This is a genomic window from Citrifermentans bremense (assembly GCF_014218275.1).
In the GTDB taxonomy this organism is placed as follows: domain Bacteria; phylum Desulfobacterota; class Desulfuromonadia; order Geobacterales; family Geobacteraceae; genus Geomonas; species Geomonas pelophila.
This window is the reverse complement of the sequence record NZ_AP023213.1, coordinates 3,969,575-3,995,688: the sequence shown is the minus strand read 5'-3', so window position 1 is coordinate 3,995,688 and position 26,114 is coordinate 3,969,575. Positions and strand designations below refer to the sequence as shown.

General features: G+C 63.4%; 25 protein-coding genes. 21 read left to right on the top strand and 4 right to left on the bottom strand.

Annotated features, from left to right (window positions below; all coding sequences use genetic code 11):
- Positions 1-2 precede the first annotated feature (2 nt).
- Positions 3-335, top strand: coding sequence for a DUF2845 domain-containing protein (locus GEOBRER4_RS17700; RefSeq protein ID WP_185243367.1), 333 nt, complete (start codon positions 3-5; stop codon positions 333-335).
- Here the strand turns inward: GEOBRER4_RS17700 and GEOBRER4_RS17695 are convergent.
- On the bottom strand, positions 332-1,600 hold the full coding sequence (locus tag GEOBRER4_RS17695; RefSeq protein ID WP_185243366.1) for a glycerate kinase type-2 family protein: 1,269 nt from the start codon (positions 1,598-1,600) through the stop codon (positions 332-334). The genes GEOBRER4_RS17700 and GEOBRER4_RS17695 overlap by 4 nt on opposite strands.
- 107 nt (positions 1,601-1,707) lie before the next feature.
- A complete protein-coding gene (locus GEOBRER4_RS17690) occupies positions 1,708-2,106 on the bottom strand; it encodes a hypothetical protein (protein WP_185243365.1) in 399 nt (132 codons plus the stop codon).
- 368 nt (positions 2,107-2,474) lie between these two features.
- Here GEOBRER4_RS17690 and GEOBRER4_RS20170 point away from each other — a divergent pair, with 368 nt between their 5' ends.
- The 4 genes from GEOBRER4_RS20170 (at position 2,475) to GEOBRER4_RS17670 (ending at position 7,590) form a co-directional block, all read left to right on the top strand.
- On the top strand, positions 2,475-2,840 hold the full coding sequence (locus GEOBRER4_RS20170; RefSeq protein ID WP_226377830.1) for an MCP four helix bundle domain-containing protein: 366 nt from the start codon (positions 2,475-2,477) through the stop codon (positions 2,838-2,840).
- 22 nt (positions 2,841-2,862) lie between these two features.
- Positions 2,863-3,537 (top strand): heavy metal response regulator transcription factor, encoded by a 675-nt coding sequence (locus GEOBRER4_RS17680; protein WP_085814931.1) that lies wholly within the window; start codon positions 2,863-2,865, stop codon positions 3,535-3,537.
- A complete protein-coding gene (locus tag GEOBRER4_RS17675) occupies positions 3,515-4,960 on the top strand; it encodes a heavy metal sensor histidine kinase (protein ID WP_185243364.1) in 1,446 nt (481 codons plus the stop codon). The genes GEOBRER4_RS17680 and GEOBRER4_RS17675 overlap by 23 nt, the downstream gene beginning before the upstream one ends.
- 92 nt (positions 4,961-5,052) lie before the next feature.
- Positions 5,053-7,590: a PAS domain S-box protein gene (locus tag GEOBRER4_RS17670; protein ID WP_185243363.1), complete on the top strand. Its 2,538-nt coding sequence runs from the start codon at positions 5,053-5,055 to the stop codon at positions 7,588-7,590.
- A gap of 172 nt (positions 7,591-7,762) precedes the next feature.
- On the opposite strand, the gene aroF is transcribed toward GEOBRER4_RS17670, so the two are convergent.
- Complete coding sequence (aroF, locus tag GEOBRER4_RS17665) at positions 7,763-8,788, bottom strand: 3-deoxy-7-phosphoheptulonate synthase (protein WP_185243362.1); 1,026 nt, start codon at positions 8,786-8,788, stop codon at positions 7,763-7,765.
- 349 nt (positions 8,789-9,137) lie between these two features.
- Between aroF and GEOBRER4_RS17660 the strand changes: the two genes are divergently transcribed.
- From GEOBRER4_RS17660 to cobD, 12 genes are all read left to right on the top strand, one after another.
- Positions 9,138-9,587, top strand: coding sequence for a YqaA family protein (locus tag GEOBRER4_RS17660; RefSeq protein WP_085814935.1), 450 nt, complete (start codon positions 9,138-9,140; stop codon positions 9,585-9,587).
- 14 nt (positions 9,588-9,601) lie between these two features.
- Positions 9,602-10,918, top strand: a complete 1,317-nt coding sequence (locus GEOBRER4_RS17655; protein WP_185243361.1) for a M16 family metallopeptidase — start codon at positions 9,602-9,604, stop codon at positions 10,916-10,918.
- 16 nt (positions 10,919-10,934) lie between these two features.
- Positions 10,935-11,318, top strand: coding sequence for a sirohydrochlorin chelatase (locus tag GEOBRER4_RS17650; RefSeq protein ID WP_085814937.1), 384 nt, complete (start codon positions 10,935-10,937; stop codon positions 11,316-11,318).
- Entirely contained in the window at positions 11,318-11,968 is a 651-nt protein-coding gene (locus tag GEOBRER4_RS17645; RefSeq protein WP_185243360.1) for a precorrin-8X methylmutase, read from the top strand. Before GEOBRER4_RS17650 ends, GEOBRER4_RS17645 begins: the two co-directional genes overlap by 1 nt.
- 88 nt (positions 11,969-12,056) lie before the next feature.
- Positions 12,057-13,127, top strand: a complete 1,071-nt coding sequence (cbiD, locus tag GEOBRER4_RS17640; protein WP_185243359.1) for a cobalt-precorrin-5B (C(1))-methyltransferase CbiD — start codon at positions 12,057-12,059, stop codon at positions 13,125-13,127.
- Positions 13,128-13,251: 124 nt separating this feature from the next.
- Entirely contained in the window at positions 13,252-14,469 is a 1,218-nt protein-coding gene (gene cbiE, locus GEOBRER4_RS17635; protein WP_185243358.1) for a precorrin-6y C5,15-methyltransferase (decarboxylating) subunit CbiE, read from the top strand.
- A complete protein-coding gene (cobI, locus tag GEOBRER4_RS17630) occupies positions 14,469-15,179 on the top strand; it encodes a precorrin-2 C(20)-methyltransferase (protein ID WP_185243357.1) in 711 nt (236 codons plus the stop codon). Before cbiE ends, cobI begins: the two co-directional genes overlap by 1 nt.
- Positions 15,180-15,363: 184 nt before the next feature.
- On the top strand, positions 15,364-16,149 hold the full coding sequence (gene cobM / locus GEOBRER4_RS17625; protein WP_185243356.1) for a precorrin-4 C(11)-methyltransferase: 786 nt from the start codon (positions 15,364-15,366) through the stop codon (positions 16,147-16,149).
- Between the two features lie 15 nt (positions 16,150-16,164).
- A complete protein-coding gene (locus GEOBRER4_RS17620; RefSeq protein ID WP_185243355.1) occupies positions 16,165-17,265 on the top strand; it encodes a cobalt-precorrin 5A hydrolase in 1,101 nt (366 codons plus the stop codon).
- A gap of 125 nt (positions 17,266-17,390) precedes the next feature.
- Positions 17,391-19,706 (top strand): cobyric acid synthase, encoded by a 2,316-nt coding sequence (locus tag GEOBRER4_RS17615; RefSeq protein WP_185243354.1) that lies wholly within the window; start codon positions 17,391-17,393, stop codon positions 19,704-19,706.
- Positions 19,703-20,656 (top strand): adenosylcobinamide-phosphate synthase CbiB, encoded by a 954-nt coding sequence (cbiB, locus tag GEOBRER4_RS17610; RefSeq protein WP_185243353.1) that lies wholly within the window; start codon positions 19,703-19,705, stop codon positions 20,654-20,656. Before GEOBRER4_RS17615 ends, cbiB begins: the two co-directional genes overlap by 4 nt.
- 119 nt (positions 20,657-20,775) lie before the next feature.
- Positions 20,776-21,846, top strand: coding sequence for a threonine-phosphate decarboxylase CobD (cobD, locus tag GEOBRER4_RS17605; protein WP_185243352.1), 1,071 nt, complete (start codon positions 20,776-20,778; stop codon positions 21,844-21,846).
- 93 nt (positions 21,847-21,939) lie between these two features.
- On the opposite strand, the gene GEOBRER4_RS17600 is transcribed toward cobD, so the two are convergent.
- Entirely contained in the window at positions 21,940-22,665 is a 726-nt protein-coding gene (locus tag GEOBRER4_RS17600) for a PilZ-like domain-containing protein (RefSeq protein ID WP_185243351.1), read from the bottom strand.
- A gap of 304 nt (positions 22,666-22,969) precedes the next feature.
- Here GEOBRER4_RS17600 and GEOBRER4_RS17595 point away from each other — a divergent pair, with 304 nt between their 5' ends.
- The 4 genes from GEOBRER4_RS17595 (at position 22,970) to GEOBRER4_RS17580 (ending at position 26,069) form a co-directional block, all read left to right on the top strand.
- Positions 22,970-23,404 carry a Fur family transcriptional regulator gene (locus GEOBRER4_RS17595; protein WP_185243350.1) on the top strand — a complete coding sequence of 145 codons (435 nt, stop codon included), beginning with the start codon at positions 22,970-22,972 and terminating at the stop codon, positions 23,402-23,404.
- Positions 23,401-24,315 carry a metal ABC transporter substrate-binding protein gene (locus GEOBRER4_RS17590; protein ID WP_185243349.1) on the top strand — a complete coding sequence of 305 codons (915 nt, stop codon included), beginning with the start codon at positions 23,401-23,403 and terminating at the stop codon, positions 24,313-24,315. Before GEOBRER4_RS17595 ends, GEOBRER4_RS17590 begins: the two co-directional genes overlap by 4 nt.
- The gene (locus GEOBRER4_RS17585; RefSeq protein ID WP_185243348.1) at positions 24,312-25,064 is read left to right on the top strand and encodes a metal ABC transporter ATP-binding protein; all 753 of its coding nucleotides are present in this window, start codon (positions 24,312-24,314) and stop codon (positions 25,062-25,064) included. Before GEOBRER4_RS17590 ends, GEOBRER4_RS17585 begins: the two co-directional genes overlap by 4 nt.
- A 180-nt stretch (positions 25,065-25,244) precedes the next feature.
- Complete coding sequence (locus tag GEOBRER4_RS17580; RefSeq protein ID WP_185243347.1) at positions 25,245-26,069, top strand: metal ABC transporter permease; 825 nt, start codon at positions 25,245-25,247, stop codon at positions 26,067-26,069.
- Positions 26,070-26,114: the final 45 nt, after the last annotated feature.

Sequence of the window (26,114 nt, the reverse complement as noted above, 5' to 3'; positions counted from 1 at the left end):
AGATGAGATTTTTCACCCTGATGGTGTTGTCCCTTCTGTTCACCGTCCCGGCATGGGGGACGGAAAACCCGACCATGATCTGCCCCAGCGGGATCGCCTCGATCGGCGACTACCAGGCGGAGGTGCTGGGGAAGTGCGGGGAGCCGGCGGTGAAGACGCAGAGGGAGGAACGGCGCTTCGAGAAGGTGCGCGAGGGGGGGAGGGAAAAGACGCTCTCCACCACGGTGACGGTGGACGAATGGACCTTCAACTTCGGGCCGCGTGAGTTCATGCAACTGGTGCTTTTCGAGAACGGCCGGGTAAAAAGGATCGAGAGTCTCGGCTACGGCTACTAAGTTTCGCCGGTAACGAGAAGGGCGCGGAAATCGTTGACGTTGGTAAAGGTGGGTCCGGTCACCAGGGAGTCCCCGAGCGTCTGGAAGAACCCGTGCCCGTCGTTGTCGTCCAGGGTGAGCTTCGGGTTCAACCCCGACTGCCACCCCCTTTGCAGGGAATCGGGCGCAAGAAAGGCGCCCGCTATCTCCTCCCGTCCGTCGACCCCGTCCGTGTCGGCGGCAAGCGCATGGATTCCCGCTGCGCCGTTCAACGCTATCCCCAGCGCCAGCAGGAACTCCACGTTGCGCCCACCCCGGCCGTTGCCGCGCACGGTCACCGTGGTCTCGCCGCCGGAAAGAAGAACGCAAGGGGTGGCAAAAGGCTCACCGCGCCCAGCCACCTGCAGGGCGATACCCGCCATGACCTTTGCCACTTCCCTCGCCTCCCCCTCGATGCGGTCGCTCAGTATGTGCGCCGCCACGCCATGCCCAGCCGCCACCTGAGCCGCCGCTTCCAGCGCCTTTTGCGGCGTCGCCACCAGCCGGTAATCCTCCTCGCAAAGCCTCGGGTCTCCGGGCTTAACCGATTCCCCCGTCCCGGAGGCAAGGGCCTCCAGCACATGCGCGGGAAGCGGTATCCCAAACCGGCGGACTATGGCGAGGGCGTCGGCGCAGGTGGTTAGGTCGGCGACGGTAGGGCCGGAGGCGATGTCGACGGGGGAGTCGCCGGGGACGTCCGAGATGGCGAGGGTGACCACCCGCGCCGGGTGGCAGGCCGCGGCGAGCCTTCCCCCCTTGATGGCGGAGAGGTGCCGGCGCACGCAGTTGATCTCGCTTATGCTCGCCCCCGAATCCAACAGCTTGCGGCTCAACTGCTGTTTTTGGGCAAGGGTGATGCCCGGAAGGGGAAGCGGTAGCAGCGCGGAGCCTCCGCCTGAGATGAGGGCTACAACCAGGTCCTCCGGCGCAAGCCCCGCGACCATTTCCAGCATCCGCGCTGCCGCGGCGCAACCGGCCGCGTCGGGAACGGGATGCGCCGCCTGCACGATCTCGATCCGGCGGCAGGGGACTTGGTACCCGTAGCGGGTGACCACGAGGCCAGCGTCGATCTCTGCAGGCCAGGCGTCCTCGAAGGCGCGGGCCATGGCGGCGGAGGCCTTTCCCGCTCCGATCACCACGGTCTTCCCTGCAGGGGGGGAGGGTAGGTGCCTGCGGATGCACTCTTCGGGGCAGGCCGAAGCGACGGCGGCTTCAAACATCTGCTGCAGCAGGGCACGGGGTTCCATGAATCTCCTCTTGTCGCGATCGGCAGCGCACGGGGGCAGGCACTTAAAAAGGGCCCCAGTTTAGCACCGTGAGCCCTCGTTGTTAAAGCTCGAAAAAGAAGCGCGTTTCAGTATCGCCCCTTCCTGATCCAGCCGTGCTTCTCCCCGGCATAGAAGTAGCCGTGGCAGAGGTAGGGGCCGCTGTTGTAGATGGTTACCGTCTGCACCTCGCCGCACTCGGGGCAGGGAAGGGTCGGGATTTCCCGCCGGACGGCCTCCTGCCTCAGGTTGTCGAGCTGGGCGTCGAGGGTCTCGATGCGCGCTACAAGTTCGCGGTCGAGCAGATGTTCCAGACACCCCCGCACCCCGCACTTCCGCTCCCCACCGTCCATGACCACCGGGTGTTCGCACTCGGTGCAGCTGCAGTCCATGTTGAGGTTGCCGCAAAGGGCGCAGCGGCTCTCCTTGAGCTCCGGCAATCCGAAGCATCCTGCAGGATAGATGTAGCTGAAGATCGATCGCGGCATCGCCTTTGCTCCTCTTAGGGAAGATGGTGTAGACACCTGAGCTCGGGGTGTTGAAGATAACGATTAAAATCCTGCCATAAAAAAAGAGCAATGCAAAACCCCGTCGTGCCTAAGCACACCCTCTTGCCGGCACCTTGCTCCGCAGACTCCCGCCCGCGAGGCGATGCAAGCGTCAGCAGTAGCCACTTCTGAAGTTCGGTTCAACGCTGCTTGTTAAAGCTAAAAAATATCGCTTCTCCATAAAGTAAATGATGAACCAACCGATATCCCTGTAACAAACAAACGGGACCATATTGGTCTTCGTCGCGGCTACGATACGCGCATCGCCTGCCATCTAGGTATCTCTCGCAAAAACGATTGAGGAAGTGATGTTCAAGAACTTGAGTATCGGAACGAAATTGCTGGTGGGATTTGTCGCGATAGCCATAATCAGCGCCGGAGTAGGTTCGGTGGGAGTGATAAAGATAGGGCACATAGCGGAAGACGACGCTGCCATGTACCGGGGGGTGACCGTGCCGCTGGCGGACCTGGCCAACATGTCGACCTACTTCCAGCGCCTTCTCGGTGAGCCCCACGTACGCGCGCGGGCCGTCGCCTCCCCGGAATTCACGGAAGAAGCTTGCGAAGGGGGAGAAGGCAAGCCGCTTGCCGCGGAGAGGGTCCGAGAGGGGGGCAATTTAAACTTCGCACTTGCCGCGTCGATACGTTATACTGCCGGGGCGTACCGCTCATGAAACCAAGCAGTTGAAGGAACACATGCGTATCCTGATCGTCGAGGACGAACAAAAGGCCGCCAACTACCTGAAGAAGGGGCTCACCGAAAACGGCTTCAGCGTCGACATCGCCAACGACGGCGAGGACGGGCTGCACCTCGCCCTGACCGAGGTGTACAGCCTGATCATCCTCGACGTGATGCTCCCGCTGCGCGGGGGGTGGTCTATCATCAAGGAACTGCGCGCGGCGGGAAACGACGTCCCGGTCATCTTCCTGTCGGCGCGCGACGAGGTGCATGACCGGGTGCACGGCCTTGAGCTTGGCGCCGACGACTACCTGGTGAAGCCCTACGCCTTCTCGGAGCTTCTGGCCCGCATCCGCATCATCCTGCGCCGCCACCCGCTGCAGCAGTCCGAGTCGCTGAGGCTTGCCGACCTGGAACTGGACCTGATCCGGCACAAGGCCCGGCGCGGCGGCCGATCGCTCGACCTCACCGTGAAGGAGTTCCAGCTTCTTGCCCTGATGCTGCGCCGGCGCGGCGAGGTCCTAAGCCGCACCACCATCTCCGAGCAGGTCTGGGGCATCAACTTCGACACCGACACCAACGTGGTGGACGTGGCGATAAGGAGGCTCAGGAAGAAGGTCGACGACCCCTTCCCGGTCAAGCTCATTCAGACCATCAGGGGGGTCGGCTATGTCCTCGACGAGACCGCCTGAGTTTCGCCGCGCCCCCTCCATCACCGCGCGCCTGGTCGCCTTCTACCTGGTCAGCACCCTGTTGATACTCCTTTGCACCAACTGGTTCCAGTTCAAGGCGCTCTCCAAGGACCTCGATTACGAGGACAACGACTTCGTGCTGGAGAGGATCAACTCGCTGCGCGACATCGTGGCGCGGCACCCGGACGCGCTGAGGGACCAGGTCCCGGTCGACAAGCCGGGGCAGCCCGCCAGGCACCTGATCCGGATCCAGGACGCCGAGGGGCATACCCTCTTGCAATCGCCGCAGATGTCGGCGCTTACGTTGGGGCTTTTCCCGCCGGCGGTGACGGCGGACGAGAAAATCGGGCGCAGCATCAAGTACCGCACCCCCGACCACAGGCACTACCTGCTGAACTCGGCCTGGGCAGGCAGGGGGGGCGACCCGCACTTCCGCCTGGTGCAGGTGGCGCTGGACATAACCGACGAGGATGCGCTGATGTCGAAGTACCTGCTGCGCACCTCGACCGCGGTGGCCATAGGGCTGCTGCTCGCCGCCGGGCTCGGGGTCGTCATCACACGGCGCGGGCTGAAGCCTTTGCAGGAGATGGCGGGGAAACTGGCCCAGATCAACGAGGCGGGCCTGCACCAGCGGGTCAGGAGTGCGGCGGTCTGGCCCCAAGAGCTGGACCAGTTGACGGCGGCGCTCGACGCCATGCTGGCCCGGCTGGAGGAGTCTTTTGCGCGCCTTTCCGAGTTCTCGGCGAACCTGGCCCACGAGCTGCGCACCCCGATCAACAACCTGCGCGGGGAGGCAGAGGTCGCCCTGTCGCGGGCGCGCTCCGAGGAGGAGTACCGCCACATCATCGAGTCGAGCATCGAGGAGTACGAGCGCCTGGCCCGCATGGTGGGGGACATCCTGTTCCTGGCGCGGCCGGACCGCCCCCGCGAGGCGCGGCTGATCGACGCGAGGCAGGCCCTGGAAACGCTGGCGGAGTACTACAGCAACGTGGCGGAGGAGCAGCAGACCTCGATCACGGTTGAGGGAGAGGGGAGCGTTTGCGTCGACCCCAACCTGTTCCAGCGCGCCGTGGGAAACCTCATCTCCAACGCGCTGCACTACACCCCGAAGCCGGGGCGCATCTCGCTGAAGATCGAGCCGGAGCTCGACGGCTCCGTCGCCGTCGCCGTCGCGGACAACGGCATGGGGGTGGAAGAATCCGAGCTGCCGCGCGTTTTCGACCGCTTCTACCGCTCGCCGCAGGCCCGGCTGGTGTACAACCAGGGGAGCGGGCTCGGGCTCGCCATCGTCCGCTCCATCATGACACTGCACGGCGGGAGCGTCTCGGTGGCCAGCACCCCGGGTGCGGGGACCACCGTCATGTTGCGTTTCCCCCCTCTGGCGCCGGACCCTCCCGACTCTCCGGCGACGGGAAAGAGCTGACGTCATACATCTTTTAACGAGACTTTTCATCAGAATTTGGCTAGCATAGCCCACTTCGGGCTGTGAAAAACGACCGTCAGCACAGGGAGAGCATGAAACAGGCGGACGCCAACAAAAGAAGGTTGGAGACGGCGAGGATCGTCGGCATCTACGCCGTTTTCGGTCTGGCCTGGATCTACGGCTCAGACCAGGTAGTGGACTGGATGTTCGAGGACCGCAAACTGCTGGTCCAGATCGCCGTCGCCAAAGGCTTTCTCTTCATATTCTGCACCGCGGCACTGCTCTACTTTCTGATCTCCCGCTATCTGGACAGGCTCGGCGCCGCCGAAACGGAGCGGCTCGAGATCCTGGACAATTACCGCACCATCTTCAACGCCACCAACGAAGCCATCTTCCTCCACGACATCGAGACAGGGCGCGTCCTCGACGTGAACCAGCGGGTGCTGGATATGTACGGCTATACCCGCGAGGAGGCCCTTTGCGGCGACCTGTCACTTTTTTCCTCCGGCCTTGCCCCCTATTCCCCGTCCGATGCGCTCGCCAAGGTGCGCCAGACGGTCAACGACGGACCGCAGGTCTTCCAATGGCTCGCCAGAAGGAAAAACGGCGAGCAGTTCTGGGCCGAGGTGTCGCTTAGGAGGATCACCACCCTGGGGAGGCTCGCCATCATCGCAGTGGTCAGGGACGTGACCGAACGCAAGAGGCAGGAAGACGCCATCAAGGAGAAAAACGCCCACCTGCGCTTTTTCTTCGAGTACGCGCCGGCTTCCCTGGCGATGTTCGACACGAAGATGCGCTACCTGCAGGTGAGCCGCCGCTGGCAGAGCATGTACGGACTTGGCGACCGCAACCTGATCGGGCTGTCGCACTACGACGTGTTCCCCGAGATGCCCGAGCGCTGGAAGGAGCTGCACCGGCGCGGCCTTGCGGGGGAGGTGCTCCGGGAGGAGGCGGACCGTTTCGTGCGTGCCGACGGCACCGTGCAGTGGGTGCGCTGGGAAATCCGCCCCTGGTACGAGGCGGTGGACCGGGTGGGGGGGATCGTCATCTTCACCGAGGACATAACCCAGAGAAAGCAGATCGAGGACGCGCTTTCCGCCAACGAGCGCTTCCTGCGCATGCTCACCGACCAGGTCCCCGGCATGGTGGGGTACTGGGACAGCGAGCTGCGCTGCGGCTTCGCCAACAAGGCCTACCAGGAGTGGTTCGGCAAGAGCACGGAGCAGATGATAGGCATCACCCTGCAGGATCTCTTGGGGGAAGAGCTATTCGCGCAGAACGAGCCGTACGTCCGGAAGGCCCTCTCGGGCGAGCCGCAGCGCTTCGAAAGGACCCTGGTGAAGCCCGGCGGAGAGGTCGGCTACACCTGGGCGCACTACATCCCGGACCGGGTGGGGGGCGTGACCAGGGGGTTCTACGTCCTGGTCTCCGACGTCACCGAATTGAAGCTGGCCGAGGCAGAGAAGGTCCGGCTGGAATCCCAGCTCCAGCAGGCGCAGAAACTGGAATCGGTGGGACGGCTGGCTGGGGGGGTGGCGCACGATTTCAACAACCTGCTGACCGTGATACTCGGGCTGGCGCAACTGGGGATGCGGGAACTGGATCCCCAGGACCCGGTCCGCAACCGGCTGGAGGGGATCCGCCAGGCGGCCGAGAAGTCCGCCGCGCTGACGCAGCAACTCCTTGGGTTCGCCAGGAAGCAGACCATAGCCCCGAAGGTGCTGGAGCTGAACCAGACCGTGGAGCAGATGCTGGGCATGCTCAGGCGCCTGGTGGGGGAGAACATCGAGGTGGTCTGGCGCCCGGCGCCGAAGTTGTGGGCCGTCAAGATGGACCCTTCCCAGCTGGATCAGGTCCTGGCCAACCTCTGCGTCAACGCCCGCGACGCGATCGCCGACGTCGGCAGGATCACCATAGAGACAGCAAACGCCAGGCTAGACAAGGATTACTGCGCCTCCCACTTCGGGTTCGTCCCCGGGGATTACGTGCAGCTGACGGTGAGCGACGACGGCTGCGGCATCGACAAGGAGACGATGGCGCGCATCTTCGAGCCTTTCTTCACCACCAAGGAACTCGGCAAGGGGACCGGGCTGGGGCTCGCCACCTTGTACGGCATCGTGAAGCAGAACAGCGGCTTCATCAACACCTACAGCGAGCCCGGCGCAGGGACCAGCTTCAAGATCTACCTCCCCCGCTACGACGCGGCGAGGGCCGACTCTTTGCCCGAACCTGAAGAAAAGCCCGCCTCCCGCGGCCACGAAACCATCCTCGTGGTGGAGGACGAGCCGACCATCCGGGAGGTGGCGATCTCCCTGCTGCAGCTGCAGGGGTACCGGGTGCTGGCGGCGGGGCTCCCCCGCGAGGCGATCGAGCTGGCCCGCGCGCACGCCGACGAGATCGACCTGCTGATGACCGACGTGGTGATGCCCGAGATGAACGGCAGGGAGCTTGCGCGGAGCCTCCTCGCCATCTGCCCCAGGATGAAGGCCCTCTTCATGTCGGGGTACACCGCCAACGTGATAGCGCACCACGGCGTGCTGGACGACGGGGTGAACTTCATCTCCAAACCCTTTTCCCTGACGGACCTGGCGGAAAAGGTGCGCGAGGCGCTGGACGAAAAGACGCGGTAACGCCGGTCGCGGCGGACGCCAAAGCCCATCGCCGAACTCCCAAACGAATCCCTGCGCAAAGCTCTTCCCGCATTTACTGGGACGACACTCCTCCCCGCCTTCAAGGAGGGGGACCGGGAGGGGATGTCCCCTCCCTCCCCCTTTTCCCTGCTTACCGTGCCGAAAGCTCCGGCTAGGCGCCGAGCGTCTTGTCGGCGGCTTCGGCGAAGAGCCGCAGCTTGTCCATCAACGCTTGGAACTTCTTCGGCTTGAGCGACTGCGGCCCGTCGGAAGATGCCTTTTCCGGATCCGGGTGCACCTCGATGATGAGGCCGTCGGCGCCGGCTGCAACCGCCGCGAAGGACATGGGCGCTATGTAGCGGTAATTGCCGGTGCCGTGGGAGGGGTCGATCACGACCGGAAGATGGGTCTTCGACTTTAGGACCGGAATCGCGGAGAGGTCGAGGGTGTTCCTGGTGGCGGTCTCGAAGGTCCGGATGCCGCGCTCGCAGAGGATGACCGACTGGTTCCCCTCGCTCATGATGTACTCGGCGCTCATCAGGAACTCCTGGATGGTCATGGACATGCCGCGCTTCAAAAGGATCGGCTTGTCGATCTGTCCGACCTTCTTCAAAAGGGCGAAGTTCTGGGAGTTGCGCGCCCCGATCTGGAGCATGTCGGAGTAGGAGGCGACGAGGTCCACGGAATCGGGATCGATGACCTCGGTGACGAAGGGAAGGCCGGTCGTCTCGCGGGCCTTGGCCAAAAGCTTCAGCCCCTCTTCCTCCAACCCCTGGAAGGAGTAGGGGGAGGTGCGCGGCTTGAAGGCGCCGCCGCGAAGCATCTGGGCGCCGGCCGCCTTGACGGCTATGGCCGACTCGATGATCTGCTCCTCGTTCTCCACGGAGCAGGGGCCCGCCATGACCACCAGCTCCTTGCCGCCGATGGCGAGGGTGTCGGAGATGCGCACGATGCTCGCCTCTTTCTTCACTTCCTTGGAGGCGAGCTTGTAGGGCTGCAGGATGGGGACGACGCTTTCCACCCCCTGCATCGACTCAAGCGTCTGCAAGACGCTCTTTCCACGCTCGTCACCCACGGCGCCGATCACGTCGCGGGTGGTGCCGTGGATGATGTGCGGGGTGTACCCGAGTTCCTTGATCCTCCTGGTTACCGCATCACGTTCCTTCTTCGCCGCTCCTGCCTTCATGACTACGATCATACTCGCTCTCCTTTTGGTCCCCGAAAGCGAAAGGGCCGGAAGGATTTCTCCCCCGGCCCTTGATGTATTCGTAGAATGCTGCTGCGAACCGTAAAGTAGGGGGAGGATCCAGTCCACCCCGGCTTTCGGTTCGAAATTTAGTACCAGCTACCTAAACTTACACCTCTACCCGGGGCGACGGCCTAAAATAGAAGCCGTACCAAAAGTAAAAGTTAGTAAAGGTAAAGTAGCCGGTGTTGATCATGTTTGCCTAAATGCCATCTCACGCCTTTAATGTCAAGAAAAAAGTTGGCTCGGTTGCGGCTCAAGTTATTTGACAATCCGCAGCCTTTCCGCTAATTTGACCGGAATGCACGACTGGCTGGTCCATTACGGGCTCTATTCCCTGTTTCTACTGAGCTTTCTCGCCTCGACCTTGTTGCCGCTGGGCTCCGAGTGGATGGTGGCGACCATGCTACTGGCAGGAAAAGATGCCTGGGCGGTCGTCGCCGTCGCCACGGCGGGCAACTACCTGGGAGCGCTCAGCACCTACTGGATCGGGCTCTACGGCGGGGACTTCCTCAAGCGGCGCGTGCTCCGCATGGACGACTCCAGCACGGAAAAGGCGGAGAGGTTCTACCAACGCTTCGGCTCCATCTCCCTTCTCTTCAGCTTCTTGCCTGTGATAGGCGATCCGCTCTGCCTGGTGGGGGGCGTGTTGAGGATAAGCTTCATCCGCTTCACCCTCCTGGTTGCCTCCGGCAAGCTGGCCCGCTACGCGGCGGTTGCCTGGCTTACCCAGAAGGGGGCGGCACTCTGACTAGCGGAGGTTTGATGCTCAGTTGCACCAAGAAGGTTCTCCCCAACGGATTGCGCCTAGTCTCCGTCGAGATGCCGCATCTGCACAGCGCGGAGATCGCCATCTACATCAAGGCCGGCGGCCGCAACGACACCCCTGGCAAAGCCGGCATCTCGCACTTCCTGGAGCACATGCTGTTTCGCGGTTCAAGCGAATTCGCCACGAGCCTTGAGCTCGAGATCGCCTTCGAAGCGATCGGCGGCAGCGTCAACGCCGCCACCGACGAAGAGACCACCTGCTACTTTTCCCGTGTGCACCCGGACCAGGTGCCGGAAGGGATCCGCCTTTTTTCTTCCATGCTCCTGACCCCGAGGCTCGAGGGGATCGAGATCGAGAAGCGGATCATCACCGAGGAGGCGCTGGAGGACATCAACGAGCGCGGCGAGGAGACCAACACCAGCAACCTCTGCTCGAAGCTCCTTTGGCCCGGGCATCCGCTGGGAACGCCGACCATCGGGTACCTGGAGAGCATCAAGGGGCTGACCGAGGAGGACCTGCGGGGGTACCTGTCGGATCATTACGTCCCGGGCAACGCGGTGATAGTCGCCGCCGGAAGGCACGACGCGCAAACCTTCTTCGCCGCCTGCGAGAAGCACTTCGCCGGGTGGGGAGGAGCTCAGCCCCCGGCGCCGGAGCCGGTGAGCGAGCTGCAGGAAGAGCCGCGCTCGGTTTTCGTCAAGGATTCGGACAGCCAGGTGAACCTGCAGATAGCCTTCCGCGGCTTCGCCAGGCAGGACAAAAGGATCATGGCGCTGAGACTGATGCGCCGCATCCTCTGCGGCGGCGGGAGTTCGAGGCTGCACCTCTCCCTGAGGGAAAAGCTCGGCATCGTCTACTCGGTAGACGCCTCCCTTTCCGCCTACGAGGAAACCGGCGCCTTCGCCATCGAACTCGCCACGGCGCCGGAGAACCTGGTGCTCGCGGTCTCCGAGGTGCTGCACGAGGTGAAGAGCCTCGCCTTCGAGGAGGTCGGGGAGGCGGAGCTCACCAGGGTGAAGGAAGGGTACTTCTACGACCTCGAGTACAGCTCCGATTCCACCTACGAGATGCAGGTCCGCTACGGCTGGGGCGAACTGATGACCCTGGTGCGGACCATCGACGAGGACCGGGCGGAGGTGGCCTCTATCGCCCCGGCGCAGATCAGGGAGACGGCGCAGGTCCTGTTCGACCCCTGCAACCTGACCCTGGCGGCCGTCGGCCCCTGGAAGGCCCCCTCCAAAAGGGTGGTGGAGAAGCTGATCCGGGAGTACCGGAAAGGGTGGGGGAAGGCTCCACCGCAACAAAGAGACTAGAACTTTCGGAGACACGATGAGCACAGCTTTATTGATCATGGCGCACGGCAGCAGGATCGCCGAGGCAAACGACGCGGTACACCAGATAGCGGCACGGGTGCAGAGGATGACCAAGTTCGACATCGTCGAGGTCTCTTTCCGCGAGCAGCATCTCCCCAACATCCAGCAGGGGGTGGACGCCTGCGTGGCCAAGGGGGCTGACCGCATCCTCCTGGTGCCGTACTTCCTCTACATGGGCGCCCACGTCCTTGAGGACCTCCCCGAGGAGCTGGACGAGGCGAGAAGGCGCCACCCCGGCATCGAGATGGTCCTGGGGAAGCACTTGGGGGTGCACGACAAGCTGGCCGAGGTGGTGGTGGAGAGGATAGCCGAGACCCTCACCGAGGAGAGGTGGCACTGATGTCGGTGCACATGCGCCCCGAGGAGATCGAGGCGGAGTCCTTCCGGATCATCGAAGAGGAGCTGGGGCCCCACGACTGGTCGGCGCAGGATTGGCCGCTGGTCAGGCGCGCCATCCACACCAGCGCCGACTTCGACTACGCCCGCAGCATGTTCATCGCCAAGGGGGCCGTTGACAGCGGCATCGCGGCCCTGAAGGCGGGGTGCGGCATCGTCACCGACACCACGATGATCATCTCCGGGATGAGCAAGGAGCGCCTGAAGCAGTTCGGCGTGCTGGTGTCGTGCTACGTTGCCGACCCGCAGGTCGCAAAAGACGCCAAGGCGCAGCTCATCACCCGCTCCATCGTCGCCATGCGCAAGGGGGCGCGGGATCCCAAAAACGGCATCTTCGTGATCGGCAACGCACCGACCGCCCTCTACGAGTTGATCCGCCTCATCCGCGAGGAAAGGGTGCGCCCCAAACTGATCGTGGCGCTTCCGGTCGGTTTCGTCGGCGCGGCCGAGAGCAAGGAAGCGCTGAAGGAGCTGGCCAAGGAGTTCCCGGACCTCCCCTTCATCACCAACACCGGCCGCAAAGGGGGCTCCAACGTCGCCGCGGCAGTGATGAACGCTATTTTGATCCAGGCGCAATCCTCTCCCGCCTTCTAGAAGGGGAGCCGACACGAGGTGTCGGCGTTGTGCTGTTCGTTTCTTTGAAATGAAATTAAATTCCACCCCGTGTTCCATTGGATGACGTATGAGCGGGAAAGAACTCAGATACGGTTTCACCACCGGTGCATGCGCCGCTGCGGCCGTCAAGGCGGCTGCGCAGATGCTGCGCGACCAGGGGATGGTTCGCGAGGTTGAACTGATGCTTCCCTGCGGCATCGGCGCGAAGTTCCAGGTGCACGGCGGGGTGCTGCGCGACAACACGGCTTCGTGCTATGTCGTCAAGGATGCCGGCGACGACCCGGACGTCACCAACGGAGCCGAGATCCACGTCACCGCCCGCGTCGAGTTCTTCTCCAAAAACCAGATCGTCATCGAGGGCGGGACCGGCATCGGCCGGGTCACCAAGCCTGGTCTCGCGGTCCCGGTGGGCGAGTGGGCGATAAATCCGGTGCCGCGCAGCATGATCCTCGAGGTGGTGAAGGAGGTGTTCGCGGTGCGCTGCATCCCGGCGACGCTCACCTTCACAATCAGCATCCCCAACGGAGAGGAGCTAGCGAAGAAGACCTTGAACGAGCGGCTCGGGATCGTCGGCGGGCTCTCAATACTTGGGACCACCGGCGTGGTGAAGCCGATCTCGGCCAAGGCGTGGACCGACACGGTTGACGCCTCGGTCGACGTGGCGCTTGCCTGCGGCGCGCGCACCGTTGTCCTTGCCACCGGGAGGAGTTCCGAGATCGTGGCGCAAAAGCACCTTTCCCTGAGCGAGGAGGCCTTCGTCATGATGGGGGACCACTTCGGCTACGCGATGAGGAGTTGCGCTACCAAGGAGGTGCCGGAAGTCGTGGTCGCCGGGCAGTTCGCCAAACTGGTGAAGATCGCCTGCGGTCACGAGCAGACCCACGTGACCTCGTCCCAGATGGACCTGGACGCGCTCGCCTGGTGGCTAAGGGAGTCGCCGGCCACGTCGCACCTGGAGCAGATGGCGCGGGAGGCGAACACCGCGCGGCACCTGCTGGAGGCTTCCGGGTACCACCCGCCTCTCATGGAGCTGGTCTGCTCCCGGGTGCTCAAGGTCTGCGCCGAGGTGGCGCCCTGGGTGAAGACGCGGGTCATGCTGGCGGGTTACCACGGCGAGCTCCTGTACTTCACCCCGTAGCGTGCTGCGCTCATTGAGAAAGGGAGCAAACTGCAAATCCCCCTAAATCCCCCTTCGCAAAGGGGGACTTCTGGATGTTTTTTATTCGCCATTTATCGCGTGCATTGATCAAAAGGAGCGGGCCATGCCACAACAAAAGATCTACCTTGTCGGGGCGGGAATAGAGGGATGGGAAGGTTTCGGGAAGCAGGCGCTCGAGGTGATCGAAAGCGCCCAGGTCCTGATCGGGCACAAGCGGCTCCTGGACATCTTCCCCGAGTTCAAGGGTGAGAAGCGCCAGTTGGACGACCTCTCCATCACGCTCGAATACCTGAAGACCACCGACAAGAGGGCCGTTGTCCTCGGCTCGGGCGACCCCAACTTCTTCGGGATCGCCCGCTTCCTGCTGCGCAACCTCCCCAAAGACCGGGTCGAGATCTACCCCAACGTCACCAGCGTCCAGTATGCCTTTGCCCGCATCAAGGAGCCCTGGGACGACGCCACCTTCGTTTCGGTGCACGGCCGCGGGATCAAGCCGGCGCTGGACCGCATCATCGCCTCCGAGAAAATCGCCATCCTCACCGACAGCGTCAACACCCCGGCGGTACTTGCCCGCGAACTGATCGCACGCGGCGCCGAAGGTTACGAAGCCTGGGTCTGCGAGGACCTGGGGCTATCCTCCGAGAAGTTCACCAAGACCGACGTGAAGGGGCTTGCCGAGCTTTCCTGCTCGCCGCTCAACATCCTGATCCTGATCAAGACCTGGGAGCCGAACCTGCAGAACTACCCGATGATCGGCATCCGCGACGAGGAGTTCGCCACCGCCAAGAAGCTGATCACCAAGGAAGAGGTCCGGGCCATAACCCTTGGCAAGCTGCAGTTGCAGGACGACCTGGTGATGTGGGACATCGGCGCCGGCAGCGGTTCCGTCTCCATCGAGGCCGCGAACCTGATGCCCAACGGGCGCATCTTCGCGCTGGAGAAGAACCCGCAGTACCTGGTCTTTCTAAAGGAGAACCTGAAGAAGTTCGCCGCCCGCAACGTGCTGGTGGTCGAGACCTTCGCTCCCGAGGGGCTGGAGGAGCTTCCGGACGCGGACCGCGTCTTCATAGGGGGCTCAGGCGGGATGCTTGAGGAGATCATCGACGCGGTCGACAAGCGCCTGAAACCCGACGGCTTCATCGTGATCAACGCTGTGACGCTCGACACGCTGACCAAGTCGGTGGAGTTTTTGGAGGATCACGGCTACACGGTAGAGGTCACCTGCGTCAACATCTCCAAGACCCGCACCCTCACCGAGTACAAGATGTTCGCCGCCCACAACCCGGTCTACGTCATCGCGGCCTGGAAAGGGGAGGAGTAGTGGCCGTTGTCTATGCAGTAGGCGTCGGACCGGGCGATCCGGAACTCTTGACCCGCAAGGCCGAGCGCATCCTTAGGAGCGTGGACGTGATCTGCGCGCCCACCGGGGCCGCCGAGGGAGGAAGCTACGCGCTCTCCATCGTGGAGCAGTTTATCGACCGGGAGCGCCAGGAGGTGCTGGTCCAGCTCTTTCCCATGGTCAAGGACCAGCAGGGGCTCGATCCCTTCTGGGAGGAGGCGGCCGACCAGGTGGCACAGCGGATCGCCGCCGGGAAGGACGTCGCCTTCATCACCATCGGCGATCCGTTCCTGTATTCCACCTACCTTTACATCCACCGGATTTTCCTGGCCAAATACCCCGAGATCAAGATCGAGGTGGTTCCCGGCATTTCCAGCATCCTCGCCTCCTCGGCGGTCTCAGGGCTCCCCCTGGGGCTCGCGGCGGAGCGGATCGCCATCCTTCCCGCCACCTACGAGCACGACGAGCTCAAAAAGACCCTGGAAGAGTTCGATACCGTGGTGCTGATGAAGGTGAGCCGCGTCTTCGACACCGTCTACGCCGTGTTGAAGGAGCTCGGGCGCGAGCGGGGGGGCGTCTTCGTGCGCCGCGTAGGTTCCAGCGAGGAAGAGGTGCACCACGACCTGGAGGCGCTGGTGGGGCAGAAGCTCGATTACCTTTCCATGCTGATCGTGAGGAAGAACCCGCTGTAACCGATGCCGGCCTCCTCCGCTTACCGGGGATGAGAACTCAAACTCCTCCCCCCGGAGGGGGAGGCAGGGAGGGGGGAGCCGGCTCGAAAACCTGAATTCCCCCTCCCTGACCCTCCCCCTCCAGGGGAGGGAACTCTGTCCACCTGGAACTCCTGCAAATCCCACTGAACCTGGAAGGTATCTCGTGAACGAGCAGCATATAGTACATTTCGTCGGCGCAGGCCCCGGCGATGCCGAGTTGATCACCGTGAAGGGCGCACGCCTTTTGCGGGAGGCGGACGTTGTCGTCTACGCGGGGAGCCTGGTCGACCGCGAACTGGTCCGCACCTACGCCCCCGACGCCCGTGTCTTCGACTCTGCCGGGATGGACCTGGAGCAGACAACGAAGGTTCTGGCCCAAGCCGTCGTGGACGGCGAGAAGGCGGTCCGCCTGCACACCGGCGACCCGTCTATCTACGGCGCCATCCAGGAGCAGATGGAGGAGCTGGACCGGCTCGGGATCGGCTATGAGGTGGTTCCGGGTGTGACCAGCGCCTTTGCCGCGGCTGCCGCCTTGAAGCAGGAGCTGACCCTCCCCGAGGTTTCCCAGACCGTGGTGATTACGCGGCTGGCGGGAAGGACCCCGGTCCCCGAGCGGGAGCAGCTGGCGAACATCGCGGCGATCGGCGCCACCTTGGTGATCTACCTTTCCATCTCCATGATCGAGAAGGTCGTGGAGGAGCTTTTGAGCGGGGCCTATGAGCCCGACACGCCGGTCGCCGTGGTCGCCAAGGCTAGCTGGGCCGACGAGCAGGTGATCCGCGGGAGGCTTTCCGACATAGCCGTGAAGGTCAGGGAGGCGGGGATCGGGAAGCAGGCGCTCATCGTGGTGGGCGACGTGCTGCGCGCCAGAAGCGAGGGGCTGAAAGCGAAGTCGCTGCTCTACGACAAGGGGTTCACCCACGGCTGCCGGGAAGGGATCGTCAGCTAAAGAAGCCGAGGTTCGATGCAAGTAGCGATCATCGCCATAACCGGAAACGGCGCCCGGCTGGGGGAAGTGCTGCAACAGGGGATCCCCGGGAGCCGGCTCTTCGTGATCGAAAAGCATGCCGGACCCGCCTGCGAATCCTTTTCGGAGCCGGTGCCGGCTCTGATCTCGCGCCTTTGGCCGGAATTAGGCGGCTTCATCTGCATCATGGCGACGGGGATCGTGGTCCGCTGCATTGCGCCACTTCTGCAGGCCAAGGACCGGGACCCCGCGGTGGTGGCGCTCGACGACGCAGGCAAGTTCGCGGTCTCGCTTCTCTCCGGCCACTTGGGGGGCGCCAACGCTCTGGCAAAAAGCTGCGCTTCCCTTGCCGGGTGCACCCCCGTCATCACCACTGCGACCGACGCCAACGACCTCCCCTCGTTCGACCTGCTGGCAAAGGAGAACGGGTGGGTCATAGACGACCTTTCGCGGGTGAAGGTTTTGAACGCTCTGCTCCTGGAGGGTAAGGAAATCGCGGTGGCGGACCCGACCGGATGGGTGAAGAGTTATTGCGCCGGGAGGGGGAACCTCACCTTCGTGGCCGATGCGGAAGAGGCCGCCGCCTCCGGCGCGGCAGGGGTGCTCCTGGTTACGAACCGGACGGTTGGTCCCAACCTCGACCCGCAGCGGACCCTGGTGCTGCGCCCGGTCGACCTTCATCTTGGGGTCGGCTGCAACAGGGGGACCGCCGCGGAAGAGATCGAAGCGGTTGTCATCCGGAACCTTGAGCGGCTGGGGCTTTCCCTGAAGAGCGTGAAGTGCCTCGCTTCGGCAAGGGCCAAGGAGGACGAGGCCGGGCTCCTGGCGTTCGCCGCGAAGCTGGGAGTGCCCTTGCTCTTTTTCGACAACGAGGAACTGAACGCCGTTTCCGTCCCGTCTCCACCCTCGGCACACGCCATGGCCGCCATCGGCGCGCGCGGGGTCGCAGAGCCAGCGGCGCTCCTGGCATCCGGCGGCGGGACGCTGATCATGAAGAAGGTGAAAGACGGCAACGTCACACTGGCTGTAGCACAGGATAAAACCAAAGACTCGCACACGGATGACGCGGATGAAGCGGATAACCGCGGATTGATCTGAGGTGAGAAACAAGAACAAGGTGCAGGACTTTTGAGGTTTTACAGTTTTATGGGGTTGGTTGATCTGAAGTTATCGTTTTTGTATCCACGTCATCCGCGTGCGATGCATTTAAGAGGTTCTTTTTGATGTCTAAGCTTTACGTAGTGGGAATCGGCCCTGGCGGCCTGAATCATATGACCTTCGAGGCGCGCGAGGCGATCGAGAAGGCCGATGTCATCGTTGGCTACAAGACTTACCTGGAATTCATCGAGCCGCTACTCTCCGGTAAAGAGGTCGTCTCCTCGGGGATGATGCGGGAGGTGGAACGCTGCTCTGAAGCCCTCGCCATCGCCGCCACCGGGAAAACGGTGGCCCTTGTCTCCAGCGGCGACGCGGGGATCTACGGCATGGCCGGCCTCGCGCTGGAACTTGCGGACGCACCCGGCGAGGGCGCGCCCTCCCCCTATCCCGGGGTGGAGATCTTGATCGTCCCCGGCGTCTCCGCAGTACAGGCGGCGGCTTCGGTTTTGGGCGCTCCCCTCATGCACGACTTCGCCGTGATCTCGCTCTCGGACCTCTTGACCCCGCTCGACACCATAAGGCAGAGGCTGAAGGCCGCGGCCGCGGCGGACTTCGTCGTCGCCCTCTACAACCCGCGCAGCAAGGGGCGGGTCACCCAGATCGAGGAGGCCCAGGCCATCCTCATCGCCGCGCGCGGCCCGAAGACCCCGGTGGGGATCGTCAGGAACGCCTGCCGCGAGGGGGAGGAGCGCATCGTCACCACGCTCGGCGAGATGCTCACGCACCCGATCGACATGTTCTCCATCGTCATCATCGGCAACGCCTCGACCCGGCTCTCGGACGACGGACGCATCGTGACCCCCCGCGGCTACGCGACCCGGGGCGAGGAAAGGAAAGGGGGGGGCAAGCGGCAGGAAAGCGCCGCGGCGACTCCTGCCAACCCGCAGGCGGTGATGTTCTGCGGCACAGGTTCGGATGTCGGCAAGTCCGTAATCACCGCGGGGTTCTGCCGCATCCTGAAGCGCCGCGGCATCTCGGTCGCCCCCTTCAAGTCTCAGAACATGGCGCTCAATTCGGCGGTGACGCCCGAAGGGGGTGAGATCGGCCGCGCCCAGGGGGTGCAGGCGGAAGCCTGCGGCATCGCGCCGCACACCGACATGAACCCGATCCTCCTGAAGCCGAACTCGGACACCGGGAGCCAGGTGATCGTGCAGGGGCGGGTGGTGCGCAACATGGGGGTGAAGGAGTACAACGCCTACAAGCCCGAGGCTTTCGTGAAGGTGCAGGAGAGCTTCCAAAGGCTCAAGGAGCGTTTCGACTTCATCGTCATGGAGGGGGCGGGTAGCATCGCCGAGATCAACCTGCGCGCCCACGACATCGCCAACCTGAAGGTTGCGGCCATGGCGGGGGCGCCGGCCATCCTCGTGGCAGACATCGACCGCGGGGGCGTTTTCGCGCAGATCGTGGGGACCCTGGAACTCTTGACGCCGGAAGAAAAGGCACTGGTCAAGGGGGTCATCATCAACAAGTTCCGCGGCGACGCCTCCCTCCTCGCTTCGGGGATCGAGTACGTGGAAGAGCGAACCGGGGTCCCCATCCTCGGGGTGCTTCCCTGGTTCAAGGGGCTCTCGCTCCCTGAGGAGGACAGCGTCGCGCTGCAAAGGCGCGCCAACCCCGTGGCGAACGAGGGGGCTAAGCTCATGGTCGGGGTGGTCCGCCTCTCCAGGATCTCCAACTACACTGACTTCAGCGCGCTGGAGGCCGAGCCCGACGTCGAGCTCCACTACATCGACTCGCCGCGGCAGGTCGATTCGCTGGACCTCCTGATCCTCCCGGGGACCAAGTCGACCCTGGCGGACCTGGCCCATATCAAGGAAAACGGGATGTTCACCGCGGTCGCCCAGTTCAAGGGGCCGGTGGTGGGGATCTGCGGCGGGTACCAGATGCTGGGGAAAACGGTGCTCGACCCGGAGCGGGTGGAATCGGCGCACGACAGCGCGGCGGGGCTTGGGCTGCTGGACGTGGTGACCACCATGCTCAAGGAGAAGCAGACCCACCTGGTCGAGGCGACGCTGCTGGCGGCGGGGCAGGGGGTGGCAGCGGGAGTTGCCGCCGCGCTCACCGGTTACGAGATCCACCTGGGAGAAAGCGTCCTGGGAGAGGGCGCGCTCCCCTTCGCCAGGATCGCGAGGCGCTCCGGCGCCGCCGGGATCGAGGACGGCGCGGTGTCGCAGGACGGGCGGGTTTTCGGCACCTATCTGCACGGCATCTTCGACAACCACGGTTTCCGGACCGCTTTCCTGAACCGGATCCGCCGCGCGAAGGAGATGCCGGAACTGGCGGAGACGGCGCCGGCCGCGGATCCCTTCGACCAGCTGGCGGACCATATGGAAGAGCACCTGGATCTGGAGCGGATCTTCAGGATCTGCAACTTTGAATGAACCATCTCGCTGACCATACCGCGGTAGTCCTGGCGGCGGTTGCTCTCGACCTGCTCCTGGGGGACCCGCGCCGGCTGCCGCATCCGGTGGTCGGCATGGGGAGGATGATCAACTTTCTGGAGAGGGTGCTGCGCCGGGTTTTCGGCAACCTCCGCGTGGCGGGAATGGTTCTCCTTGTCGTCACGGTCGGCGTTAGCTATGGCGCGGCGGCGCTCCTTCTGTACGTCGCCGGGCACGTCTCCCCAGCCGCCGGGTTCGCCGCCGGGGTTTATCTTGCCTGGGTCTCCCTCGCCGCGCGCTCGCTGCACCTGGAGTCGGCCAAGGTGGCCAAGGCGCTCGCACGGGGAGACCTGCCGGGAGCCCGGCTGGCGCTTTCCTACATCGTCGGCCGCGAGACTGCCGATCTGGACGAACAGGAAATCGTCCGCGGGGCGGTGGAGACCGTGGCCGAGAACACCGGGGACGGCGTGATCGCGCCGCTTTTCTACCTGATGCTCGGCGGCCCCGCGCTCGCCATCGCCTACAAGGCGGTGAACACGCTCGACTCCATGGTGGGGTACAAGAACGAGCGCTATCTCGAGTTCGGTTGGGCCTCGGCCCGCTTCGACGACGTCGCGAACTACGTTCCGGCCCGGCTGACCGCGCTGCTCATGGTCCTTGCCGCCCCCATCTGGGCCTTAAGCGGCGGCGACGCCTGGCGCATCATGCGCCGCGACGGACGCAACCACTCTTCCCCCAACAGCGGTTACCCGGAGGCTGCGGCCGCAGGCGCCCTGGGGGTGAGGCTCGGGGGCGCCAACCGCTACTTCGGCAGGATCGTGGAAAAACCGACCATCGGGGACCCGGTGAGGCCCCTCACGCTCGCCGCCTACAGCGGGGTGGTGCGGCTCATGTACGCAAGCGAGCTCATCCTGGTCGCAGCGTGGTGCGTCGCTATGGTCTTCGGCTAAGAAGTCAAAGGCGTCGCACGCGGATCTGACGGAAAAAACGCGGAAAAGGCAAAATTAAAAACCGGCGTTGCTGCTGCTCGGTATTTAAAGCCTCCCGCTACTGGGCAAGGATCCCCTTTATGTCTAAAAAACACGAACATGGCGGCAACGTCTTCGCCGTCGCCAGGATGCTGGGAGTAGCGCCTGAGCAGATCCTCGACTTCTCGGCGAGCATCAACCCGCTAGGCATGTCGCCGGGGGTGCGCGATGCACTGACCGGCTGCCTGGACCGCCTGCTACATTACCCCGACAAGGGCGCTGCCGAATTGAGGGAGAGAATCGCGGCCTACCACGGGATCCGCGCCGAGGAGATCCTCCCGGCCAGCGGTTCCACAGAGTTGATACACCTCCTTCCCCGGGTAGTGGGCGGGAGAAAGGGACTCATAGTGGCGCCCGCTTTCGCCGAGTACGCCGAGGCGCTCGATCGCGCCGGATGGGAGATCGACTACCTGACCCTGTCCAGCGCCGACAACTTCGCACTGCCGCTCCCCCTTTTATGGGAAAAGCTCGGGGAGGGGGTCGACATGGTCTTCATCTGCAACCCGGGGAACCCCACCGGGGCCCTGGTGCCTCGACGCGAGATGGAGACGGTGGTGGAGCTCTGCCGCGAGCACGGCACTTTCCTGGTGCTGGACGAGGCGTTCATGGACTTCTGCGAGGAGGAGTCGGCGAAAGAGCTGATTCGCCACTCTCCGCGGGCGGTCCTGCTGCGCTCCATGACCAAGTTCTTCGCCATCCCGGGGCTGCGCCTGGGGTACGCCATCGCCGCGCCCGAAACCGTCGAGGCCATCGCCGCGCTGCAGGACCCGTGGAGCGTCAATACTGCGGCCCAGGTCGCAGGCGTCGCGGCGCTTATGGATGCAGGTTATTGCGCGCGCACCAGGGAGTACGTGGACGCCGAACGGGAGCGGCTGGCAAGGGGCCTTTCAGCCATCCCCGGACTCCGGGTTTTCCCTTCCCGGGCGAACTACCTGCTGGTGGAGATCTGCGACGGACGGAGCGCGCGCGAGCTGCGTGAAAGGCTCACTCCAGAAGGGGTGCTGGTGAGGGATTGCGGAAACTTCGAGGGACTGGACGGGCGGTTTTTCAGGGTGGCGGTGCGGCTCAGGGAGGAGAATGAGCGCCTGCTGGAATTGCTTGGAAAAAAATAAAGCCCTTTCGGATCACCGAAGGGGCATTACATCTCAAAACAGTCAATTTATTCACTTCTCGGGGAGTTCTGAGCCACCGCCGCAAAGCCTCTTTTAGCCGCCGAGGGAGTAGAAATCCTTCCTGCTGATCCTGATCCTCTTGATCTCCTCGTTGCAGACGAACCGTACTATCGCGTCGCGGTCCCTCTCGTTGATGTGCATGAAGCGGAGCCCGGCGCTGTAGATGACGCCGCTGCCGCGCTTGATGTTCTCGCTGTGCATGACCTGCGCTACCACTGGGATCACCTTCGGCTCGGAAAGGGGGAGATGGAAGGTGGCGTAGACGATGTCGTCCCGGGTCATGGCCATCTCCGTCTCCGTCTTCAACCCTCCGCCGCTGATGTTGACGATGCGCGGCAGGCTGTCCTGCGCCGCGACCCTCAGCCCGCCCGAGCCGCTCTCCTCCGCGGTGCCGGCGGTGACGTTGAACAGTATCACCGGGATCTCGGTGTTAAGCCGGAAGTATTCCCGTTGGTCCTCGGGGGTTACGCGGTCGACGAACTCGACCCGGAGTTCCTCTTCCGTCAAGTCGCCCAGTACCACGCCATTACAGCGGTAGCTGTTGCCGCTTGCCCCGACCCGCACCACAAGCGGCGCCTGGTGCAGATGCACGTCTGCGGGGAGCCTTTCCCGGAAAAGACGCAGGCGTATCTCGGTGTCGTGTACCGAAGTGACTATGGCGCCGTCATTGAACACCCGGTCCCCGGCAAGCGCCATCTCTACCCTTGCCTTTTGCCCTGCATGGAAATAGTCCCTGTAGTTGCAGGTCTCGTTTTGCATGTGCCCCGCCCATTTAATAACATCACAGTCTGATATTCGTTTAATGATGCAAGTCGGGAGCCAATATTCCGGGGCTACACCGTAATGAAAGCAAGTAGTTAATATCGTTGTAGCCCGAAGTTTCAATATTCTAATATGTCTGCGCCCGTCTACGTCAAAGCCCGGAGTCGCGGAGTGATATGACGGAGATGCCACCGGAAAATACGCGAAAAAACCTTTAATTACAATGAATAGAACTTTTGCCTTGACATAGCGAGGCGGGTGGCTATCCTAAAGCGAAATCATTTCCATTTAGAGGAAGGCCATGGAGCAGCGTCACGCAGTGGCACTGAAGCAGTTCAACATGAAGGCCACACCGAAACGGCTGGCAATACTGGCGTTGCTTGAGGCGGAGCACGGTTACGCGAGCCCCGAGGAACTCTGGAAGCGGCTGCGCGACAGGTTCGACCGCGTGGGGCTTCCCACGGTCTACCGGATCCTGGAGGAACTGGCGGCCAGCGGCATCCTTTCCAAGGTGATCCATCCCAACCGTCAACTCTATTACTACTTTTGCAGCAACCAGGAGCATCATCATCACTTCGTCTGCCTCTCCTGCCGCAAGGTGGAGGACATCCCCTCCTGCGGGATCGAGGCGCTGGAGCGCGAGGTGAGCCTGAAAAACGGAGGAAAAGTGCTTTCCCACATTCTGCAGCTGAACGGCCTTTGCCGCGGCTGCGCCGACAAGGGGGTGGCCGCGTGAAACGCTTATTGATGCTGATGCTACTTCTGGCCCTGGTCGCTGCCGGCTGCAGCAGGCAGCAAGAAAGTGACGACAGGCTCCAGGTCGTGACCACGCTGTTTCCGCTCTACGACTTCGCCAAGAGGATCGGCGGGGAAAAGGCGCAGGTCACCCTGCTGCTCCCCCCGGGCACGGAGCCGCACAGCTTCGAACCCCGCCCGGAGGACGTGGTGCGTGTCAACCGCGCCGACCTCTTCATCTACACCAACCCGGTGATGGAGCCGTGGGCCTCGTCGATCGTCAACGCCATAGACCGGGGGAAGGTCGGGATCGTGGAGGGGAGCAAGGGAATCGCGCTGCAGCCCCCCGAACCGGACCCGTACGACCCCCACCACGAGGCGCACGCCCAGGCCGACCCCCACGTCTGGCTCGATTTCGGCAACGCCCAGGTGATCGCGCGCAACATCCAGGACGCATTCATCGGGCGGGACCCGGCCAACAAGGCGTACTACCAGCAGAACGCGGCGAAGCTCATCGCGGATCTCTCCGCGCTCGACGAGCGTTTCCGGCAGACCCTGGCGCAATGCCCCAAGAAGGTCCTCTTGCATGGCGGCCACTACGCCTTCGGCTACCTGGCGAGGCATTACGGGCTGAAATACATCTCCGCCTCGGCGGTGAACGCCGACGCCGAGCCGACCCCGGCGAAACTTGCGGAACTGGTGCAGATCATGCGCCGCGAAAACCTGCACTACGTCTACACCGAGGAGCTGTTGAGCCCGAGGGTGGCCGAAACCATCGCTCGCGAGACCGGAGCGAAGGTGCTCATGCTGCGGGCGGGGCACAACGTCACCAGGGACGACCTGGCGCGCGGCGTCAGCTTCATCTCGCTCATGGATGAGAACCTGAAGAACCTGAAGACGGGGCTGCAATGAGGGACAAGGCACTGAGCGTACAGAATCTCTGCGCCGGCTATCACGGCAGCGAGGCCCTCCAGGACGTCTGCTTCAGCGTCAACCGCGGAGACTACCTTGGCATCTGCGGGCCGAACGGCTCGGGGAAGAGCACACTGATCAAGGTGATCCTGGGGCTTATCACCCCGACCTCCGGGGAGGTGAACCTACTCGGGACCCCGAAGTCGAATTTCCATCGCTGGGACCGCATCGGCTACCTGCCGCAGGGGCTGCAGTTCTTCAACCCGCATTTTCCGGCCACCGTCGACGAGGTGATCCGGTTGGGAAGGCTCTCTGCGAAGAAGTTCCCCAGGCGCTTCAGTCGCGAGGACACCGTGGCCGTGGAGAGGACCATGGAATGGATGGGTATCTCGCACATCCGCGGCTCCATGATCGGCGAGCTTTCGGGGGGGCTCAGGCAGCGCGTGCTCCTGGCCCGGGCGCTGGTGAACGACCCGGAGCTCCTGATCCTGGACGAGCCTACCACCGCCCTCGACCCCGAAACCCGCGAAAGCTTCTACAAGCTCACCTTCGAGATGAACAGAGAGCGGAAGTCGACCGTGCTGCTGGTGACCCACGACACGGCCACCATAGGGAAGTACGCCTCCCACCTGCTCTACCTGGACAAGAAGGTGATCTTCTACGGCGATTTCGACGACTTCTGCAACTCGAGCGAGATGACGGGGTTCTTCGGGGAGCACGGCCAACACCTGGTCTGCCACAGGCATTAAGGCAGGGGCTAGGGGGGAAGGCAGGGGCTAGGGGCTAGGGACTGGGGGCTGGCAAGCACAAGTCCGGCGCCACGGCTGTAGATGAACGAACGAGTGATGAGAACTCGGGCAACAGGATGGGCGGACTTGGGTTTCAGCCCCTGGCCCCCAGCCCCTGGCCCCTGATTCTCCGAGGTTTTGATGCTAATAACGGAAATGCTCAGCTACGGCTTCATGCAGAGGGCGCTTATCGGCGGCTCGCTGATCGCCATCCTCTGCTCGGTGCTCGGGGTCTTCCTCGTGCTGCGCCGCCTGTCCCTGATCGGCGACGGCCTGGCCCACGTCACCTTCGGCAGCGTGGCGCTGGCGCTGCTTTTCAGGCTGCAGTCGGTCTACCTTACCCTTGCCATCATCCCGGTGGTGCTCGCCTCGTCCATGGGGATCCTGAAACTGGCGCAAAAGGCGAGGATTTACGGCGACGCCGCCATCGGCATCGTCTCGGCCATCGGTATCGCCACCGGCGTCATGCTGGCAAGCGTCGCCGGGGGCTTCAACGTCGACCTCTTCAGCTACCTGTTCGGGAACATCCTCTCCATCAGCACCAGCGAACTGGTGATAGCCGCTTTGCTCTTCGTCATCGTCATCGCCTCCGTGGTGATGTTCTACAACGAACTCTTCGCCAGCACCTTCGACGAGGACCTCGCCAAGAGTTCCGGCCTCAACACGGAACGGATCAACTCGGTTTTGGTGCTGATGACGGCCCTGACCGTGGTCCTCGCCATGAAGGTGGTCGGGATCATGCTCATTTCGGCGCTCCTGATAATCCCGGCGGTGTCCGCGCTGCAGATCGCCAAGGGGTTCAAGGCGGCCATCGTCACCGCGGCGGTGATCGGCGTGGTGACCGTGATCGTCGGGATTTCGCTTTCCTTCGCGCTGAACCTCCCCGCCGGTGCGACCATCGTGCTGGTCAACTTCCTGGTTCTGCTCGGCGCCTTCGGCGGGCGCACACTCCGGGGGCATAAATGATCAGGAAAGACATTTAGTTTTCTTGATATCCGCCGATACGCTTCA